Origin of the sequence: Catellatospora sp. NPDC049111 (assembly GCF_040648615.1) — a bacterium.
Lineage (GTDB): Bacteria > Actinomycetota > Actinomycetes > Mycobacteriales > Micromonosporaceae > Catellatospora > Catellatospora aurea.
In genome coordinates this window covers 1-15,094 of sequence record NZ_JBEZEB010000050.1, presented here as the reverse complement: position 1 = coordinate 15,094, position 15,094 = coordinate 1, and the positions used below count along the sequence as shown (strand labels likewise).

General features: G+C 71.7%; 14 protein-coding genes. 9 read left to right on the top strand and 5 right to left on the bottom strand.

Translation table 11 applies throughout. The annotated features are described in order from the left end of the window. Positions 1 to 34: 34 nt before the first annotated feature. The 3 genes from glmM to rplM all read right to left on the bottom strand — a co-directional run bounded on the left by glmM (position 35) and on the right by rplM (position 2,463). Positions 35 to 1,375: a phosphoglucosamine mutase gene (glmM, locus tag AB0B66_RS38070; RefSeq protein WP_360539495.1), complete on the bottom strand. Its 1,341-nt coding sequence runs from the start codon at positions 1,373 to 1,375 to the stop codon at positions 35 to 37. Between the two features lie 138 nt (positions 1,376 to 1,513). Beyond that, a complete protein-coding gene (gene rpsI / locus AB0B66_RS38065; RefSeq protein WP_203692189.1) occupies positions 1,514 to 1,999 on the bottom strand; it encodes a 30S ribosomal protein S9 in 486 nt (161 codons plus the stop codon). A 20-nt stretch (positions 2,000 to 2,019) separates the two neighbouring features. Then, a complete protein-coding gene (gene rplM, locus AB0B66_RS38060; RefSeq protein WP_360539493.1) occupies positions 2,020 to 2,463 on the bottom strand; it encodes a 50S ribosomal protein L13 in 444 nt (147 codons plus the stop codon). Positions 2,464 to 2,810: 347 nt separating this feature from the next. Here rplM and AB0B66_RS38055 point away from each other — a divergent pair, with 347 nt between their 5' ends. The 3 genes from AB0B66_RS38055 (at position 2,811) to AB0B66_RS38045 (ending at position 5,575) form a co-directional block, all read left to right on the top strand. Then, positions 2,811 to 4,154 carry an MFS transporter gene (locus AB0B66_RS38055; protein ID WP_360539491.1) on the top strand — a complete coding sequence of 448 codons (1,344 nt, stop codon included), beginning with the start codon at positions 2,811 to 2,813 and terminating at the stop codon, positions 4,152 to 4,154. A gap of 273 nt (positions 4,155 to 4,427) precedes the next feature. Then, on the top strand, positions 4,428 to 5,021 hold the full coding sequence (locus AB0B66_RS38050) for a malonic semialdehyde reductase (protein ID WP_360539489.1): 594 nt from the start codon (positions 4,428 to 4,430) through the stop codon (positions 5,019 to 5,021). Between the two features lie 53 nt (positions 5,022 to 5,074). Next, positions 5,075 to 5,575 carry a MarR family transcriptional regulator gene (locus AB0B66_RS38045; protein WP_360539487.1) on the top strand — a complete coding sequence of 167 codons (501 nt, stop codon included), beginning with the start codon at positions 5,075 to 5,077 and terminating at the stop codon, positions 5,573 to 5,575. On the opposite strand, the gene AB0B66_RS38040 is transcribed toward AB0B66_RS38045, so the two are convergent. Next, positions 5,572 to 5,916 carry a type II toxin-antitoxin system PemK/MazF family toxin gene (locus AB0B66_RS38040; RefSeq protein ID WP_186315787.1) on the bottom strand — a complete coding sequence of 115 codons (345 nt, stop codon included), beginning with the start codon at positions 5,914 to 5,916 and terminating at the stop codon, positions 5,572 to 5,574. The genes AB0B66_RS38045 and AB0B66_RS38040 overlap by 4 nt on opposite strands. After that, complete coding sequence (locus AB0B66_RS38035) at positions 5,855 to 6,115, bottom strand: DUF6364 family protein (RefSeq protein ID WP_155374111.1); 261 nt, start codon at positions 6,113 to 6,115, stop codon at positions 5,855 to 5,857. Before AB0B66_RS38035 ends, AB0B66_RS38040 begins: the two co-directional genes overlap by 62 nt. 317 nt (positions 6,116 to 6,432) lie before the next feature. Here AB0B66_RS38035 and AB0B66_RS38030 point away from each other — a divergent pair, with 317 nt between their 5' ends. Genes AB0B66_RS38030 through AB0B66_RS38005 form a run of 6 tightly spaced genes read left to right on the top strand, consistent with a single transcriptional unit; the run spans position 6,433 to position 14,935 of the window. Further along, entirely contained in the window at positions 6,433 to 8,574 is a 2,142-nt protein-coding gene (locus AB0B66_RS38030; protein WP_360539485.1) for a molybdopterin oxidoreductase family protein, read from the top strand. Next, positions 8,571 to 10,061 carry an FAD-dependent oxidoreductase gene (locus AB0B66_RS38025; protein ID WP_360539483.1) on the top strand — a complete coding sequence of 497 codons (1,491 nt, stop codon included), beginning with the start codon at positions 8,571 to 8,573 and terminating at the stop codon, positions 10,059 to 10,061. Before AB0B66_RS38030 ends, AB0B66_RS38025 begins: the two co-directional genes overlap by 4 nt. Further along, positions 10,061 to 12,550 carry a nitrite reductase large subunit NirB gene (gene nirB / locus AB0B66_RS38020; RefSeq protein WP_360539481.1) on the top strand — a complete coding sequence of 830 codons (2,490 nt, stop codon included), beginning with the start codon at positions 10,061 to 10,063 and terminating at the stop codon, positions 12,548 to 12,550. Before AB0B66_RS38025 ends, nirB begins: the two co-directional genes overlap by 1 nt. Then, entirely contained in the window at positions 12,547 to 12,897 is a 351-nt protein-coding gene (nirD, locus tag AB0B66_RS38015) for a nitrite reductase small subunit NirD (protein WP_360539479.1), read from the top strand. Before nirB ends, nirD begins: the two co-directional genes overlap by 4 nt. Positions 12,898 to 12,946: 49 nt before the next feature. Next, positions 12,947 to 14,032: a uroporphyrinogen-III synthase gene (locus AB0B66_RS38010; protein ID WP_360539477.1), complete on the top strand. Its 1,086-nt coding sequence runs from the start codon at positions 12,947 to 12,949 to the stop codon at positions 14,030 to 14,032. Between the two features lie 27 nt (positions 14,033 to 14,059). Continuing rightward, the gene (locus AB0B66_RS38005) at positions 14,060 to 14,935 is read left to right on the top strand and encodes a hypothetical protein (protein ID WP_360539475.1); all 876 of its coding nucleotides are present in this window, start codon (positions 14,060 to 14,062) and stop codon (positions 14,933 to 14,935) included. The last annotated feature ends 159 nt before the right edge of the window (positions 14,936 to 15,094 follow it).

Sequence of the window (15,094 nt, the reverse complement as noted above, 5' to 3'; positions counted from 1 at the left end):
GCAGCGGGGACGCCCTTTCGTGTCTAGCCTGTGCTCACACCGCCGGGCTGGCCGCCCGTACGTCGGCGGCGATGTCCTCGGCGATCTTCTGCGCGATGTCCTCGCTCGCGGCCTCGACCATCACCCGGACCAGCTGCTCGGTGCCCGACGGGCGCAGCAGCACCCGCCCGCTGCCGTGCAGCTGCGCCTCGGCCGCGGCGACCGCGGCCAGGATCTCCGGCGCGCGGGCCACGGCCTTGTCGGCGACCCGCACGTTGATCAGCACCTGGGGCAGGCGGTTCACCACGGCGGCCAGCTCGGCCAGCGGCTTGCCGGTCTGGGCTACCCGGGCCAGCAGGCGCAGGCCCGTCAGCACACCGTCACCCGTGGTCGCGTGCTCGGTGAAGACGACGTGGCCGCTCTGCTCACCGCCCAGGCTGAAGCCGCCGGCGCGCAGCTCCTCCAGCACGTACCGGTCGCCGACCTTGGTCTCGACCAGGGTGATGCCCGCCTCGCGCATGGCGATGCGCAGCCCGAGGTTGCTCATCACGGTCGCGACCAGGGTGTCGTTCGCCAACGCGCCCGCGTCGCGCATGGCCAGCGCGAGGATCGCCATGATCTGGTCGCCGTCCACCTCGGCGCCGGACGCGTCGACCGCCAGGCACCGGTCGGCGTCGCCGTCGACCGCGATGCCCAGGTGCGCGCCGTGCTCGACCACGGCCGCCTTCAGCGGCCCCAGGTGGGTCGCGCCGCACTCGTCGTTGATGTTGAGACCGTCGGGCTCGGCGTTGATGGCGATGACCTCGGCCCCGGCCTCGCGGAACGCCTCCGGCGCCACGTCGCTGGCCGCACCGTGCGCGCAGTCGACGACGACCTTGAGCCCGGCGAGCGGGTGGCCGGTCGCCTGGACCAGGTGCGTGGTGTAGTGCTCGGCCCCGTCCAGCAGGTCGTGCACCCGCCCGACCTGGGCTCCGGTGGGACGCGTCCAGGTCGCGCCGAGCGCGGCCTCGATGGCGTCCTCCTGCTCGTCGGTCAGCTTGTGCCCGCCGGCGGCGAAGAACTTGATGCCGTTGTCCGGCATCGGGTTGTGACTGGCGGAAATCATCACGCCGAAGTCGGCCCGCACCTCGGCGGTCAGGTATGCCACGCCGGGCGTCGGCAGCACGCCGACCCGCACCACGTTGGCCCCGGCGCTGGCCAGGCCCGCGACCACGGCCGCCTCCAGCATCTCGCCGCTGGCCCGGGGGTCGCGGCCGACCACCACCAGCGGCGGCTGCTCCCGGTCAGAGTCGGGCAGGGTGTGCGCCGCGGCGACGGCCAGCGAGAGAGCGAGTTCGGGGCTGAGGTCCGCGTTGGCCAGACCGCGTACGCCGTCGGTGCCGAAAAGGCGTGCCATCCGGGTGGCCCTTTCTGTGGGGTGCGAAAGGAGGGGTTCGAGACGACCCGGCCCGCGGGTGAGGGGCCAAAGTCGAAAGGCCGGGCACGCCATCCCGCCGTGAAGCAGGAGCGTGCCCGGCCGATCAGAAGACAGCGATCAACGCTTGGAGTACTGCGGGGCCTTACGGGCCTTCTTGAGACCGTACTTCTTGCTCTCGGTGACGCGGGCGTCACGAGTGAGGAAGCCGGCCTTCTTCAGCGCCGGGCGGTCGTCGATGTCGAGCTCGCACAGGGCGCGCGCGATGGCCAGGCGCAGCGCGCCGGCCTGCCCGCTGATGCCGCCGCCACGCAGGTTGGCGACGACGTCGAGGGTCTCGCCCTTCTCCGCGAGCACGAGCGGCTCCCGCACCGACTGCTGCGCGACCTTGCTGGGAAGGTACTTCTCCAGCTCCCGGCCGTTGCAGGTGATCTTGCCGGTGCCCGGGATCAGGCGCACCCGGACGACGGCCTGCTTGCGGCGGCCAACGGTCTGGATCGGGCGGTCGCCCTTGAACTTCGGGGTGGCCGGCTTGGCAGCAACGGCGACCGAGGCCTCAGCCTCAGCCTCGACCACGGCCTGGGTCGGCACGGAAGTGTCGGTCATGGTGATTCCTTCGTCCGCGCTCACTGCGCGATCTGCTTGATCTCGAACGGCACCGGCTGCTGAGCCGCGTGCGGGTGCTCCGCGCCAGCGTAGACCTTCAGCTTCGACAGAATCTGACGGCCCAGCTTGTTGTGGGGGATCATGCCCTTGACGGCCAGCTCGATCGCCTTCTCGGGGCGCTTGGTGAGCAGCTCCTCGTAGCCGACCTGCTTCAGACCACCGGGGTAGCCGGAGTGCCGGTAAGCGATCTTGGTCGCGCGCTTGTTGCCGGTGAGGGCAACCTTGCCGGCGTTGATGATGACCACAAAGTCGCCGGTGTCGACGTGCGGCGCGAAAGTCGGCTTGTGCTTACCGCGCAGGAGATTGGCGGTGTGGGTGGCGAGCCGGCCCAGCACGACGTCAGAAGCGTCGATAACGTGCCACTGACGCTCGATCTCACCCGGCTTCGGGCTGTACGTACGCACAGGTCTACCTTGTCTCGTCGTAGGTCTGTGTGACCGCGGGCGAACCTGCCCACGACCAACGGATTCTGCGATGCCGGCCGGTCGCAAACGGACCGGCGCGCGAACGACAAGCCTACCTGAGCATCAGGACTACCGGCTCGGCGCCACCTCTCGCACAACAGCCGCTAACGATACCCGGTGCCTCCCGGCGAGGTCAAAACGGCCTGCTTGCCCTGTGGTATGCCGTTCGATGTCCGGTTTCCCGCCGTCGGCTCACAGCGATCGCGGTCGCGCGGTGCGGCAGGGTTCACACCACGGGTACGCGCATCGGAACAACATGGCAATCACATGTTCGTAATTTGCTGGTCATGACCGCCATCGCGCCTGCGCCGCCGGCATCGAAGCCCGCCGCGATCAGCAACTGGGACCCCGAGGACCCGCAGTTCTGGGCCTCCACCGGCCGCCGAGTCGCCCGGCGGAACCTGGTCTTCTCCATCTTCGCCGAGCACCTGGGCTTCTCCGTGTGGACGCTCTGGAGCGTCGTGGTGGTGGCGATGCCGGCCGCCGCCTTCCCGTTCACCGTCGACCAGAAGTTCTGGCTGGTCGCGCTGCCGAACCTGATCGGGGCGCTGATGCGCATCCCGTACACCTTCGCGGTGACCCGGTTCGGCGGGCGCACCTGGACCATGATCAGCGCACTGCTGCTGCTGATCCCGATCGCGGGCATGGTGTTCGCGGTCACGGCCAAGCCGCCGTACTGGGCGGTGCTGCTCGTCGCCGCGACGGCCGGCCTCGGCGGCGGCAACTTCGCCTCCTCCATGACCAACATCTCCTTCTTCTACCCGGAGAAGGAGAAGGGCGTCGCGCTCGGCCTGAACGCGGCCGGCGGCAACCTCGGCATCAGCGTGATGCAGCTGGTGGTGCCGATCGCGCTGTCCTTCGGCCTGGTGTACGGCGGGCTGATGTGGCTGCCGCTGGTGCTGGCCGCCGCGCTCTGCGCCCGCCTGTTCATGAACAACCTCGAAGTGGCGAAGTCGCCGCTGAAGGCCCAGTTCGCCACGGTCAAGAGGGCGCACACGTGGATCATGTCCTTCCTCTACATCGGCACCTTCGGCTCGTTCCTGGGCTACTCCGCGGCCTTCCCGCTCGTGCTCAAGCTGCAGTTCCCGCAGGCCCCGACCGCCCACCTGGGCGCGGCGACGATCACCCTGGCCTTCACCGGCCCGCTCGTCGGCTCGCTGGCCCGCCCGTTCGGCGGCTGGCTGTCGGACAAGGTCGGCGGGGCCAGGGTCACGGCGGCCTGCTTCATGATCATGGGCCTGGGCTCGTACGGCGTCATCGCGGCGGTGCAGGCCAAGAGCATGGGCGGTTTCCTCGCCGCGTTCCTGCTGCTGTTCACGGCCGCCGGCGCGGGCAACGGCTCGACCTACCGGATGATCCCGGCGATCTTCGCCGCCACGTCGAAGGACCTGGTCACCGCGAAGCGGGAGTCGGCGGCCACGCTGGGCATCGCCGGCGCGGTCGGCGCGCTGGGCGGCTTCTACCTGCCCCGGGCCATCAGTGACTCGATCAACGCGACCGGCGGCATCGGCACCGCCTTCGGCTGGTTCGCCGTGATGTACGGCACCTGCCTGGCCGTCACCTGGTGGTGCTACCTGCGCCGCCGCGTCCTGGTCACCCAGGCCCCCAGCCTCGCCCACGCGGGCGTCTGACCATCCCACCTCTTCCCGCCCCGATCCCGGCCGCCTCCGGGGTCGGGGCATTCGACATCTTCGGCCGGCCGTGACGGCCTCGATCACCCGACTTGCCAGGCACCTGGCCGTATCTTGCGCGCGGATACACCCGCCTGCCTGGCAAATCCGCTGATCAAGGCGGCTTCGCGCTGTCGGGTACGCCACAGCGTTGCTGCTTGCGAAATAGTTGAAGTTTCACCAAAGTTGGTGACAGGTGGCTGACAGAGCCAGACCGACTTCGGAGGAAAGACAATGTCGCTCGTTCTCGACAACCACGCGCAGGACCTGCTGTTCCGTAGCGCGCGCACCGCCAACACGTTCACCGATGAGCCGGTGACCGACGAGCAGGTGCGGGCCATCTACGACCTGGTCAAGTACGCGCCGACCTCGCTGAACATGCAGCCGCTGCGGGTGGTGCTGGTGCGCTCCGAGCAGGCCCGCGAGCGCCTGGTCGAGCAGATGGCCGACGGTAACAAGGACAAGACCGGCAAGGCTCCGCTGGTGGCCATCCTCGCTGCGGACACGAACTTCCACGACCGCCTGCCCGACCTGTTCCCGCACGCCCCCGGCATCCGCGACTGGTTCACCGGCGACGACGCCGCCCGCGCCCACACCGCGCAGTTCAACGCCGCGCTTCAGGTGGGCTACTTCATCCTGGGCGTGCGCGCGGCCGGGCTGGCCGCCGGCCCGATGACCGGCTTCGACGCGACCGGCATCGAGAAGGAGTTCTTCACCGACGGGCAGCACCGGGTGCTGGCCGTGGTGAACATCGGCAAGCCGGGCGAGGGCGCCTGGTACGACCGCAACCCGCGGCTCGCGTACGACGATGTCGTAAAGACGGCCTGATAGAGACGATGAGGGGTGGGGGCAGGTGTCCCCACCCCTCTAGGGTGTGATGCATGGTGACCATCGCGACGCAGACGGAAGAGGTCTCCTGGCTCAACGACCAGGAGCAGGAGGCGTGGCGCAGTTTCATCTTCACCGCCAAGCTCGTGCTCGCCGAGCTGGAGCGGGGGATGGCACAGCACGACCTCTCCGGGACCGACTACGGGGTGCTGGTGAGCCTCTCCGAGGCGCCCGACCGGCGCCTGCGCATGTCGGAGCTGGCCCAGACGATGCTGCTGGAGAAGAGCCGGCTGTCACACCAGATCACCCGGATGGAGCGCGCCGGGCTGGTGCGCCGGCAGAGCTGCCCGTCAGATCGGCGGGGGCAGTTCGCCGTGCTCACCGACGAGGGGTGGGAGACGATCCGGCGGGTCGCGCCGTTTCACGTCGAGCTGGTGCGCTCGATCTTCATCGACCGGCTGACCCCGCGGCAGCTGGTGCAGCTGACGGAGCTGTTCGCTCCGCTGCACACCTCGATGCGGGAGCAGTGCCCCAAGGACGACGGGGACTGTTAGAGGTCCTGGATGATGCGCAAGGCCCGGCCGACCTTGCGCATCGTGTCGGTGTCGACGACGTCCACCATGTCGGTGAACCACTTCTTCATGGGTGACGACACCCGGTCGGGCATGATGATCAGCTCGCCCATCGGCACCGCCAGCGGCGAGTCGCGGAGTTCGTCCTCCTCGACGACCTCCGCGACGATGACGATCGGAACATCGGTGCTGTTGTACACATCCGAACTGATGACCAGGCCGAGCCTTTCGCGGGCCCCGTCGATCCGCCAGATCTCGCCTCTACGCAGCACGCCGCCCCCGTCCTGACAGTTCCAGGCGTACCAATTCGACTTCGCGCTCATCGTCCAGCGCGTTCTTCTCCAGCCGGTCGACGCCCGCCCGGCGCACCACGTCCGCGTGCGCGGTGAACAGTTCCCGCAGGGCCTTCTCCCGCGCGGCTTGGTCCATCCAAGCCGACAGCGACAGGCCGTCGCGCTCGGCGTACCGGCGCGCTTCCTCAATCGTCTCGTCCGTGAAGGACAGCGTTACTTTGGCAGTCATGCCGATTAGATTACGCCCGGTGTGACCACGAGTCATCCTGTTCTTCATGCCAGATCCGTGAGTGAAAATCGCCCATTCTGAGCACTTTTACGCACTGTGACGTCATCGTAACCGTAAGCGCCCGGATGGGATAATCAACCATTCGGACGATCATCACGGTCACTGGACGGCTGACCCCGCAAAACGCCCTCCCCGACCGGCCCGTCGGCGGGCGCAACGTCACCAACAGCGGTTTCGCGCGCGACGTGCGCGGCTCTTAGCAGGTTGGAAACACGGGGGACGTCCCGGCGAAACTCCCGGACCGCAGGATTTCGCACATGACGCCCTCGGCCCCACCCGCCACTCGAGCCACGGCACTGCCGTTGCTCGCGTCGCCGCGTGAGGTCGCCACCCACTGCCCGTACTGCGCCCTGCAGTGCGGGATGACCCTGCGCGAGACCCCGGAGGGACGGGTCGAGGTCGCCGCACGCGACTTCCCCACCAACCGCGGCGGGCTCTGCCAGAAGGGCTGGACGTCGGCCGAGCTGCTGGACCACCCCGAGCGGCTGACCACCCCGCTGCTCAAGGGACAGCCCGCGACCTGGGACGAGGCATACGACTTCATCGTCAACGGCATCCGTCGGGTGCAGGAGACACACGGGCGCGACGCGGTCGCGGTGTTCGGCGGCGGCGGGCTCACCAACGAGAAGGCGTACGCGCTGGGCAAGTTCGCCCGGGTGGCGCTGCGCACCGCCAACATCGACTACAACGGCCGCTTCTGCATGAGCTCGGCGGCGGCCGCCGGCAACCGCGCGTTCGGCATCGACCGCGGGCTGCCGTTCCCGATGGCGGACATCGCCGAGGCCGACACCCTGCTGCTCATCGGCGCGAACGTCGCCGAGACCATGCCGCCCTTCGCCCGATACCTCACCGAGCAGCGCCAGCGCGGCGGCACCCAGATCGTCGTGGACCCGCGGGCCACCCCGACGGCGCGCGCCGCCACCCTGCACCTGCAGCCCACCCCCGGCACCGACCTGGCGCTCGCGCTGGGCCTGCTGCACATCGTGGTGGCCGAGGGCCTGACCGACCAGGCCTACCTGGCCGAGCGCACCACCGGCTGGGAGGCTGTCCGCCAAACCGTCGCGGCGTACTGGCCCGCCCGGGTGGAGCTGCTCACCGGGGTGCCCGTGGCCGACCTGGAGGCCACCGCGCGGGCGCTGGCGAACGCCGACCGCGCGATCATCCTGACCGCGCGCGGCGCCGAGCAGCACGCCAAAGGCGTGGACACGGTCACCGCGTTCATCAACCTGGCCCTGGCCCTCGGGCTGCCCGGCCGGCCCGGCTCCGGTTACGGCTGCCTCACCGGGCAGGGCAACGGCCAGGGCGGGCGCGAGCACGGCCAGAAGGCCGACCAGCTGCCCGGCTACCGGAAGATCGACGACCCGGCCGCGCGGGCGCACGTCGCCGGCGTGTGGGGCGTCGACCCCGACAGCCTGCCCGGTCCCGGCCTGTCCGCGTACGAGTTGCTCGACGCGTTGGGGCAGCCCGGCGGCCCGAAGGCGATGCTGGTGTTCGGCTCCAACCCGGTGGTTTCCGCGCCCCGCGCGGCCCGGATCACCGAGCGACTCCGGTCGCTGGATCTGTTAATTGTCTGTGACTTCGTGCTGAGCGAGACCGCGGCCATCGCCGATGTGGTGCTTCCCGTGGCACAGTGGGCGGAGGAAGACGGCACCATGACCAATTTGGAGGGCCGGGTGCTGCGGCGCCGCGCCCTCCGCAAGCCACCGCCAGGGACAGGGACGGATCTGGCGGTGATGGCCGAGCTGGCCTCCCGGCTCGGCCGAACCGGGGACGGTCGCTCCGTCGCCGGTGGCGAGCAGTCCGGCGGGTTCTCCGCCGAGCCGCGCGCCGTCTTCGAAGAGCTGCGGCGGGCCACCGCCGGAGGGGTCGCCGATTACGCAGGCGTCACGTGGGAGCGGGTGGACGCCGAGAACGGCGTTTTCTGGCCGTGCCCCGCGGCGGACCGGGCAGGCACGCCGCGGCTCTTCGAAGAAGGCTTCCCGACCCCGGACGGTCGCGCCCGCTTGATCGCGGTGGAGCACCGGCCGGTGGCCGAGGAGATCGACGCCGAGTACCCGCTCTACCTCACCACGGGGCGGGTGCTGGCGCAGTATCAGTCCGGCGCGCAGACCCGCCGCATCGCGGCGCTGCCCGGCGGGCCGTTCGTCGAGCTGAACCCGGATCTGGCCGAGCGGCTCGGCATCGACGACGGCGACACGGTGCGGGTGGTCAGCCGCCGCGGCGAGATGATCGCGCCCGCCCGGCTCGTCACCACGATCCGACCCGACACCCTCTTCGCGCCCTTCCACTACTCCGGCATGGGCCGGGCCAACTCGCTCACCGGCGACGCGTTGGACCCGATCTCGCGGATGCCGGAGTTCAAGGTCTGTGCCGTACGAATCGAGCCGGTGACACCATGAACCCTGGCAACACCGCGCGGCATGGCTCTGCCCTGCCGCCTGCCGAGCGACCCCGCACCTCCCCCAACCACGTGATCGTCATCGGGTACGGCATGGCCGGTGCCCGGCTGGCGACGGAACTGTCGGCCGCGTCCGGCGTCGAGGTCACCGTGCTCGGCGCCGAGCCGCACCGGGCCTACAACCGCATCCTGCTGTCCAGCGTGCTGGCCGGCAAGCACGGCGAAACCGACATCACGCTGACCGAGGCCGCCGGGCACGGGGTGAAGACCCGCACGGGAGTCACCGTCACCGGCGTCGACCGCGCCACCCGCACCGTCACCCTCGACGACGGCGAGGAACTGAACTACGACCACCTGGTGCTGGCCACCGGGTCGCAGGCGATCGTGCCGCCGATCCCGGGACTGGAGCAGCCGCACCCGCGCGTCGCGACGTTCCGCACGCTGGCGGACTGCCGCCGCATCCTCGACGCCGCGCGGGGCGCGCGCAGTGCGCTCGTGCTCGGCGGCGGGCTGCTCGGCCTGGAGGCCGCGCGCGGGCTGGCCGGCCGCGGGCTGGCGGTCGAGGTGGTGCACGGCGTGGGCCACCTGATGGAGCGGCAGCTCGACCCCGGCGCCAGCGCGGTGCTGGTGCGCACGCTCGCCGAGCACGGCGTGGCCGTGCACCTGGCGTCGTCGGCGACCGGGGTCAGCGCCGACGACGACGGCGTGACGCTGCGGCTCAACGACCGCAACCTGCGCGCCGACCTGCTGGTGCTGGCGTGCGGGGTGCGCGCCGAGACGAGCCTGGCCCGCGCGGCGGGGCTGCGCGTGGAGCGTGGCATCGTCATCGACCGGCGCCTGGCCACCTCCGACCGGCGCATCTCGGCCATCGGCGACTGCGCGCAGTTCGGCGAGGTCGTCGGCGGGCTGGTCGCGCCCGCCTGGGAGCAGGCCAAGGTGCTGGCCGCCCGGCTCACCGGAGCCGACCCCGACGCGGTGTACGTGCCGAGTTCGCCGGTCACCCGGCTCAAGGCCTCCGGCATCGACCTGGCCGCGATGGGCAGCCTGCAACCGGACGCCGCCTGCGAGGACGTCAGCTTCGCCGACCCGGCCCGGGGCACGTACGCCCGTCTGGTCATCCGCGACGACCGGCTGACCGGCGCGGTGATGCTGGGCGACAACCCCAGCGTCGGCCAGGTCATCCAGCTCTTCGACCGCAAGGGCGTGGTGCCGCGCGACCGGCGCGCGCTGCTGCTCGGCCGGTCCCTGGGCGGCGCGGAGGCGCCGGTCGCCACGACCACGCCCGCGCTCATGCCCGACAACGCCACCGTGTGCCAGTGCAACACGGTCACGAAGGGCGCGCTGGTGCGCTGCTGGCGCTCCGGCGCCCGCTCGCTCGACGACGTCGTCGCCCAGACTCGCGCCACCACCGGCTGCGGCAGCTGCAAGGACGCGGTTGACGGCATCGTCGGGTGGCTGTCGACCTCGGACAGTGTGGGGGTGTCCTGATGAAAAAGCTTGTGGTCGCCGGGTACGGCATGGTGGCGCAGCGCTTCCTGGAGGCGTTCGCGGAGCGGGCCGCCGAAGGCTGGTCGGTGACCGTGCTGGCCGAGGAGGACCGCCCGGCGTACGACCGGGTCCGGCTGTCGGCCTGGTTCGACGACTACGACGCCGGGGCGCTGCACCTGGGCGGCGCGCCCGACGGGGTCGCGGTGCGGCTGAACGAGGCCGTCACCGGGATCGACCGGGAGCGCCGAGTCGTGCACAGCGCGTCCGGCGAGACGCCGTACGACGCGCTGGTGCTGGCCACCGGCTCGCGGGCGTTCGTGCCGCCGATCGCGGGCAGCGACCTGCCTGGTGTCTTCGTCTACCGCACCCTCGACGACCTGGCCGCGCTGAAGGACTGGGCGACCGCGAACGGCCGCCGGGTCGGCGCGGTGCTCGGCGGCGGCCTGCTCGGCCTGGAGGCCGCGAACGCGCTGAAGCTGCTCGGCATCACCACGCACGTGGTCGAGTTCGCGCCGCGGCTGATGCCGCTGCAGGTGGACGAGGGCGGCGGCGCGGTGCTGAAGCGCCACATCGAAGCGCTCGACGTCACCGTGCACACCGGCCGCGGCTGCGCGGGCCTGGAGGGCGACGCGGACGGCGTACGCCGGATGCTGTTCAACGACGGCGGCTCGCTCGACGTGGACGTGGTCGTCGTGGCCGCGGGCATCCGGCCACGCGACGAACTGGCCGAGCCGTCCGGCCTGGCCCGCGGCCCGCGCGGCGGCTTCACGGTCGACGCCTCGTGCGCGACGGCCGACCCGGCGGTGTGGGCGATCGGCGAGTGCGCCGCGCTGTCGGTCGACGAGACCGGCGGGGTCTGCTACGGCCTGGTCGCGCCCGGGTACGCGATGGCCGAGGTGGTCGCCGACCGGCTGACCGGCGGCGAGGCGACGATGGCCCGCCCCGACACCTCCACCAAGCTCAAGCTGCTCGGCGTGGACGTGGCCAGCTTCGGCACGCCGTTCGCCGAAGGGCTGGACGTGGTCGTCACCGACCAGGTCACCGGCGTGTACGCGAAGCTGCTGCTCACCGACGACGCGAAGACCCTGCTCGGCGGCATCCTGGTCGGCGACGCCAGCGCGTACCCGACGCTGCGGGCCTCACTCGGCGGGCCGCTGCCCGCGCCGCCGCTGGCGCTGCTCGCCCCGGCCGGGGACGGGTCGCCGAAGGCCGAACTGCCGGGCACCGCGCAGGTGTGCTCCTGCCACGCGGTGACCAAGGACCACGTCACCGACGCCATCGCCGGCGGCTGCACCGACGTGCCGGGGCTGAAGGCCTGCACCAAGGCCGGCACCGGCTGCGGCTCCTGCATCCCGCTGCTTAAGCAGCTGCTGGCCGCGGGCGGGGTGGTGCAGTCCAAGGCGCTGTGCGAGCACTTCGCCTACTCGCGCCAGGAACTGTTCGACATCATCCGGGTGCGCGGCATCCGCTCGTTCAGCGAGCTGGTGGCGGCGCACGGCACCGGCCGGGGCTGCGACATCTGCAAGCCCGCGATCGCGTCGATCCTGGCCGTGACCAACAGCGGCTACATCCTCGACGGCGAGGAAGCCGCGCTGCAGGACACCAACGACCACTTCCTCGCCAACATCCAGCGCGACGGCACGTACTCGGTGGTGCCGCGCATCCCCGGTGGTGAGATCACCCCGGAGAAGCTGATCGTGATCGGCGAGGTGGCCCGCGACTTCGGGCTCTACACGAAGATCACGGGCGGCCAGCGCATCGACCTGTTCGGCGCGCGGGTCGAGCAGCTGCCGCAGATCTGGCACCGCCTGGTGGACGCGGGCTTCGAATCCGGGCACGCGTACGGCAAGGCGCTGCGCACGGTGAAGAGCTGCGTCGGCGAGACCTGGTGCCGATACGGCGTGCAGGACTCGGTCGGCCTGGCCATCGAGCTGGAGCTGCGCTACCGGGGCCTGCGCGCCCCGCACAAGCTCAAGTCGGCGGTGAGCGGCTGCGCCCGCGAGTGCGCCGAGGCCCGCAGCAAGGACTTCGGCATCATCGCCACGGAGAAGGGCTGGAACCTCTACGTCGCCGGCAACGGCGGCTTCCGCCCCCGGCACGCGGACCTGTTCCTCACCGACGTCAGCACCGAGGAGCTGATCCGCACCATCGACCGGTTCCTCATGTACTACATCCGCACCGCCGACCGGCTGCAGCGCACCGCCGCCTGGCTGGAGGCGATGGAGGGCGGTCTGGACCACCTGCGTGCCGTCATCGTCGACGACGCGCTGGGACTGTGCGAGGAGCTCGACGCGCAGATGGCCCGCCACGTCGGGTCGTACGCCGACGAGTGGCAGGCCACGCTGCAGGACCCGCAGCGCCTCGCACGTTTCGTCTCGTTCGTCAACGCACCGGGCACGCCCGATCCCGACATCAGCTTCGAGGTCGAGCGCGGGCAGAAGATCCCTGCCCGCGGTCCGGTGCCGGTAACCCTGGGAGGTGCCCGATGACCACGACGACCCTGACCGTCACCTGGACGGCGATCTGCTCGTACAGCCGGCTGGAGGCGGAACGCGGCGTGGCCGCGCTCGTCGACGGCGTCCAGCTCGCGATCTTCCGTACCTACTCCGGCGAGCTGTTCGCCATCGGCAACCGCGACCCGATCGCGGGGGCGCAGGTGATGTCGCGCGGCATCGTCGGCACCCGCGGCGACGCCCCGACCGTCGCGTCCCCGCTGCACAAGCAGGTGTACGACCTGCGTACCGGCGAGTGCCTGGACGTGAGCGGGATGGCCGTGCCGACGTACCCGATCCGCCGCAACGGCGACACGGTCGAAGTGGCTGTGGATACACCATGACCGAGCGCAGCGGGGCAGGGCACGGCGGGCTGACGGGGAAGGCCGGGTCATGACCGAACTCGCGGGTTTCACCGTCGGGGTCACCGCCGACCGGCGGCGCGACGAGCTCGCCGCGCTGCTGGAGCGGCGCGGCGCGCGGGTCGTCATCGCCCCCGCGCTGCGCATCGTGCCGCTGCACGACGACTCCCAGCTGCGCGAGGCGACCCGGCGCTGCCTGGACACACCGCCCGACATCGTGGTCGCCAACACCGGCATCGGCATGCGCGGCTGGCTGGAGGCCGCCGAGGGCTGGGGCCTGGCCGACCCGCTGCGGACGGTGCTGGCCGAGGCGTACATCGTGGCCCGTGGCCCGAAGGCGCGCGGCGCGGTGCGTGCCGCCGGCCTGCACGACCAGTGGTCGCCGGACTCCGAGAGCTGCGACGAGTGCCTGGCCCACCTGCTCAAGCGGGGTGTGGGCGGGCAGACGGTGGCGGTGCAGCTGCACGGCGACCAGCAACCGGAGTTCTGCGCGTCGCTGCGCGCGGCCGGTGCCGAGGTCATCGAGGTGCCCGTGTACCGCTGGGCGCCGCCGCTGGACTCGGCGCCGCTGCACCGCCTGGTCGACCTCGTGTCGAACCGGCTGGTCGACGCCATCACCTTCACCTCGGCCCCGGCCGTCGGCGCGCTGCTGGCGGCGGCCGGGCCGGGCGGGGACGCGGTGCTGGAGGCGCTGCGGGCCGACGTCGTCGCCGCGTGCGTCGGGCCGGTGACGGCCGCCCCGCTGATCAGGCACGGCATCCCGGTCATCGCCCCGGCGCGGGCCCGGCTCGGCGCGCTGGTCCGCGCCATCGCCGACGAGCTGCCCCGGCGGGCGGTCACTCTGCAGGTCGCCGAGCACCAGCTGACCCTGCGCGGGCACGCGGCGATGGTCGACGGCGAACTGCGCCCGCTCGCCCCGGCTCCGATGGCCGTGCTGCGCGCGCTGGCCGCCATGCCGGGCAAGGTGCGCTCCCGGGCCTCGCTGCTGCCCGCGCTGCCGCGCGGCGCGGACGAGCACGCCGTCGAGATGGCCGTGGCCAGGCTGCGTGCCGGTCTGGGTGATCCCGCCTTCGTCCAGACGGTGGTCAAAAGGGGCTACCGGCTGCCGGTGGACTGAAACCGCCAACGGACGTATGGTCCCCGCGTGATGCGTTTCTGGGGCAGGCTGCTGGCAGCGGCGTTCGGCATGGCGGCGCTGGTCGGGGCAGCCCAGTTCGGCGTCGTTTATGGACTCGACGTGCTGCGGCTGGACCGCGAGTTCGTCGCGGGCACCGACAACGACTGGAACCTGCAGCTCACCTGGGTGGTGTGGTTCACCATCGTGGCGGTGGCCGGCGGGGCGACCTTCGCGGCCGGGCTGGCCCAGCGCGACCGCCGCCGCATCGGCGCGGCCGTGCGTATCGTCACCGCGGTGGCCGCGGCGCTGGGCGCGGCGGCGGCCGCCTTCCCGCTGACGTTGCAGCCCGCCCGGTACGCCCGGCTCAGCGCGGCGTTCGACCCGGAACTGACCGCCGCCATCGCGGTGGCCGCCGGGGTCGTCGCGGGCCTGTTCGTGGCGCTGCTGGCGGTCGGCCGGATGCCGCTGTCGGCCAACCTGTGGGCCTGCACCGGCGGGGTGTGGCTGCTGGCGATCGTGTCCTACCTGGACACCACCGGGTTCTCCCGCAACCGCGACGCGCTGGGCGAGTACTACGACCCGATGCGACTGGGCGTGCTCGACATCAGCGGCCTGCAGCCGATCCCGCGAGCCTCGTTCTCGATGCCCGTGATCGCGCTGCTGGTGGCGCTGGCCTGCGGCCTGACCGCCCGGCATGTGGGCCGCTCGCGGCTGCTGATCGCACTGTCCGGGGCGATCGGCCCGCTGCCGGTCGCGATGGCGTACGTCATCGGCGGCCCTGGCATCTCCCGCGCCCTGACCGACCAGGCCGACGCCTACCTCGGCGCGATGATCGCCGTGGTGGTCGGCCTGATCGCCTCGTCCATCGTCGCACTGGCCCCCCGCCGCCCCGGCGTCCTCTGACCCGCCCCACCCACTCCCACCCGGCGCGCTCCGCACGCCGCGCGCCGCCCCACCCCTGGCACAACTCTTAAAGACTCGCGGCCCCACCGCGACCGGGCGGGCCCGGGGCTTTTACTGTTGGCGTGGGAGGGGGGGGGGGGGGGCCGCCCCGGGGGGGGT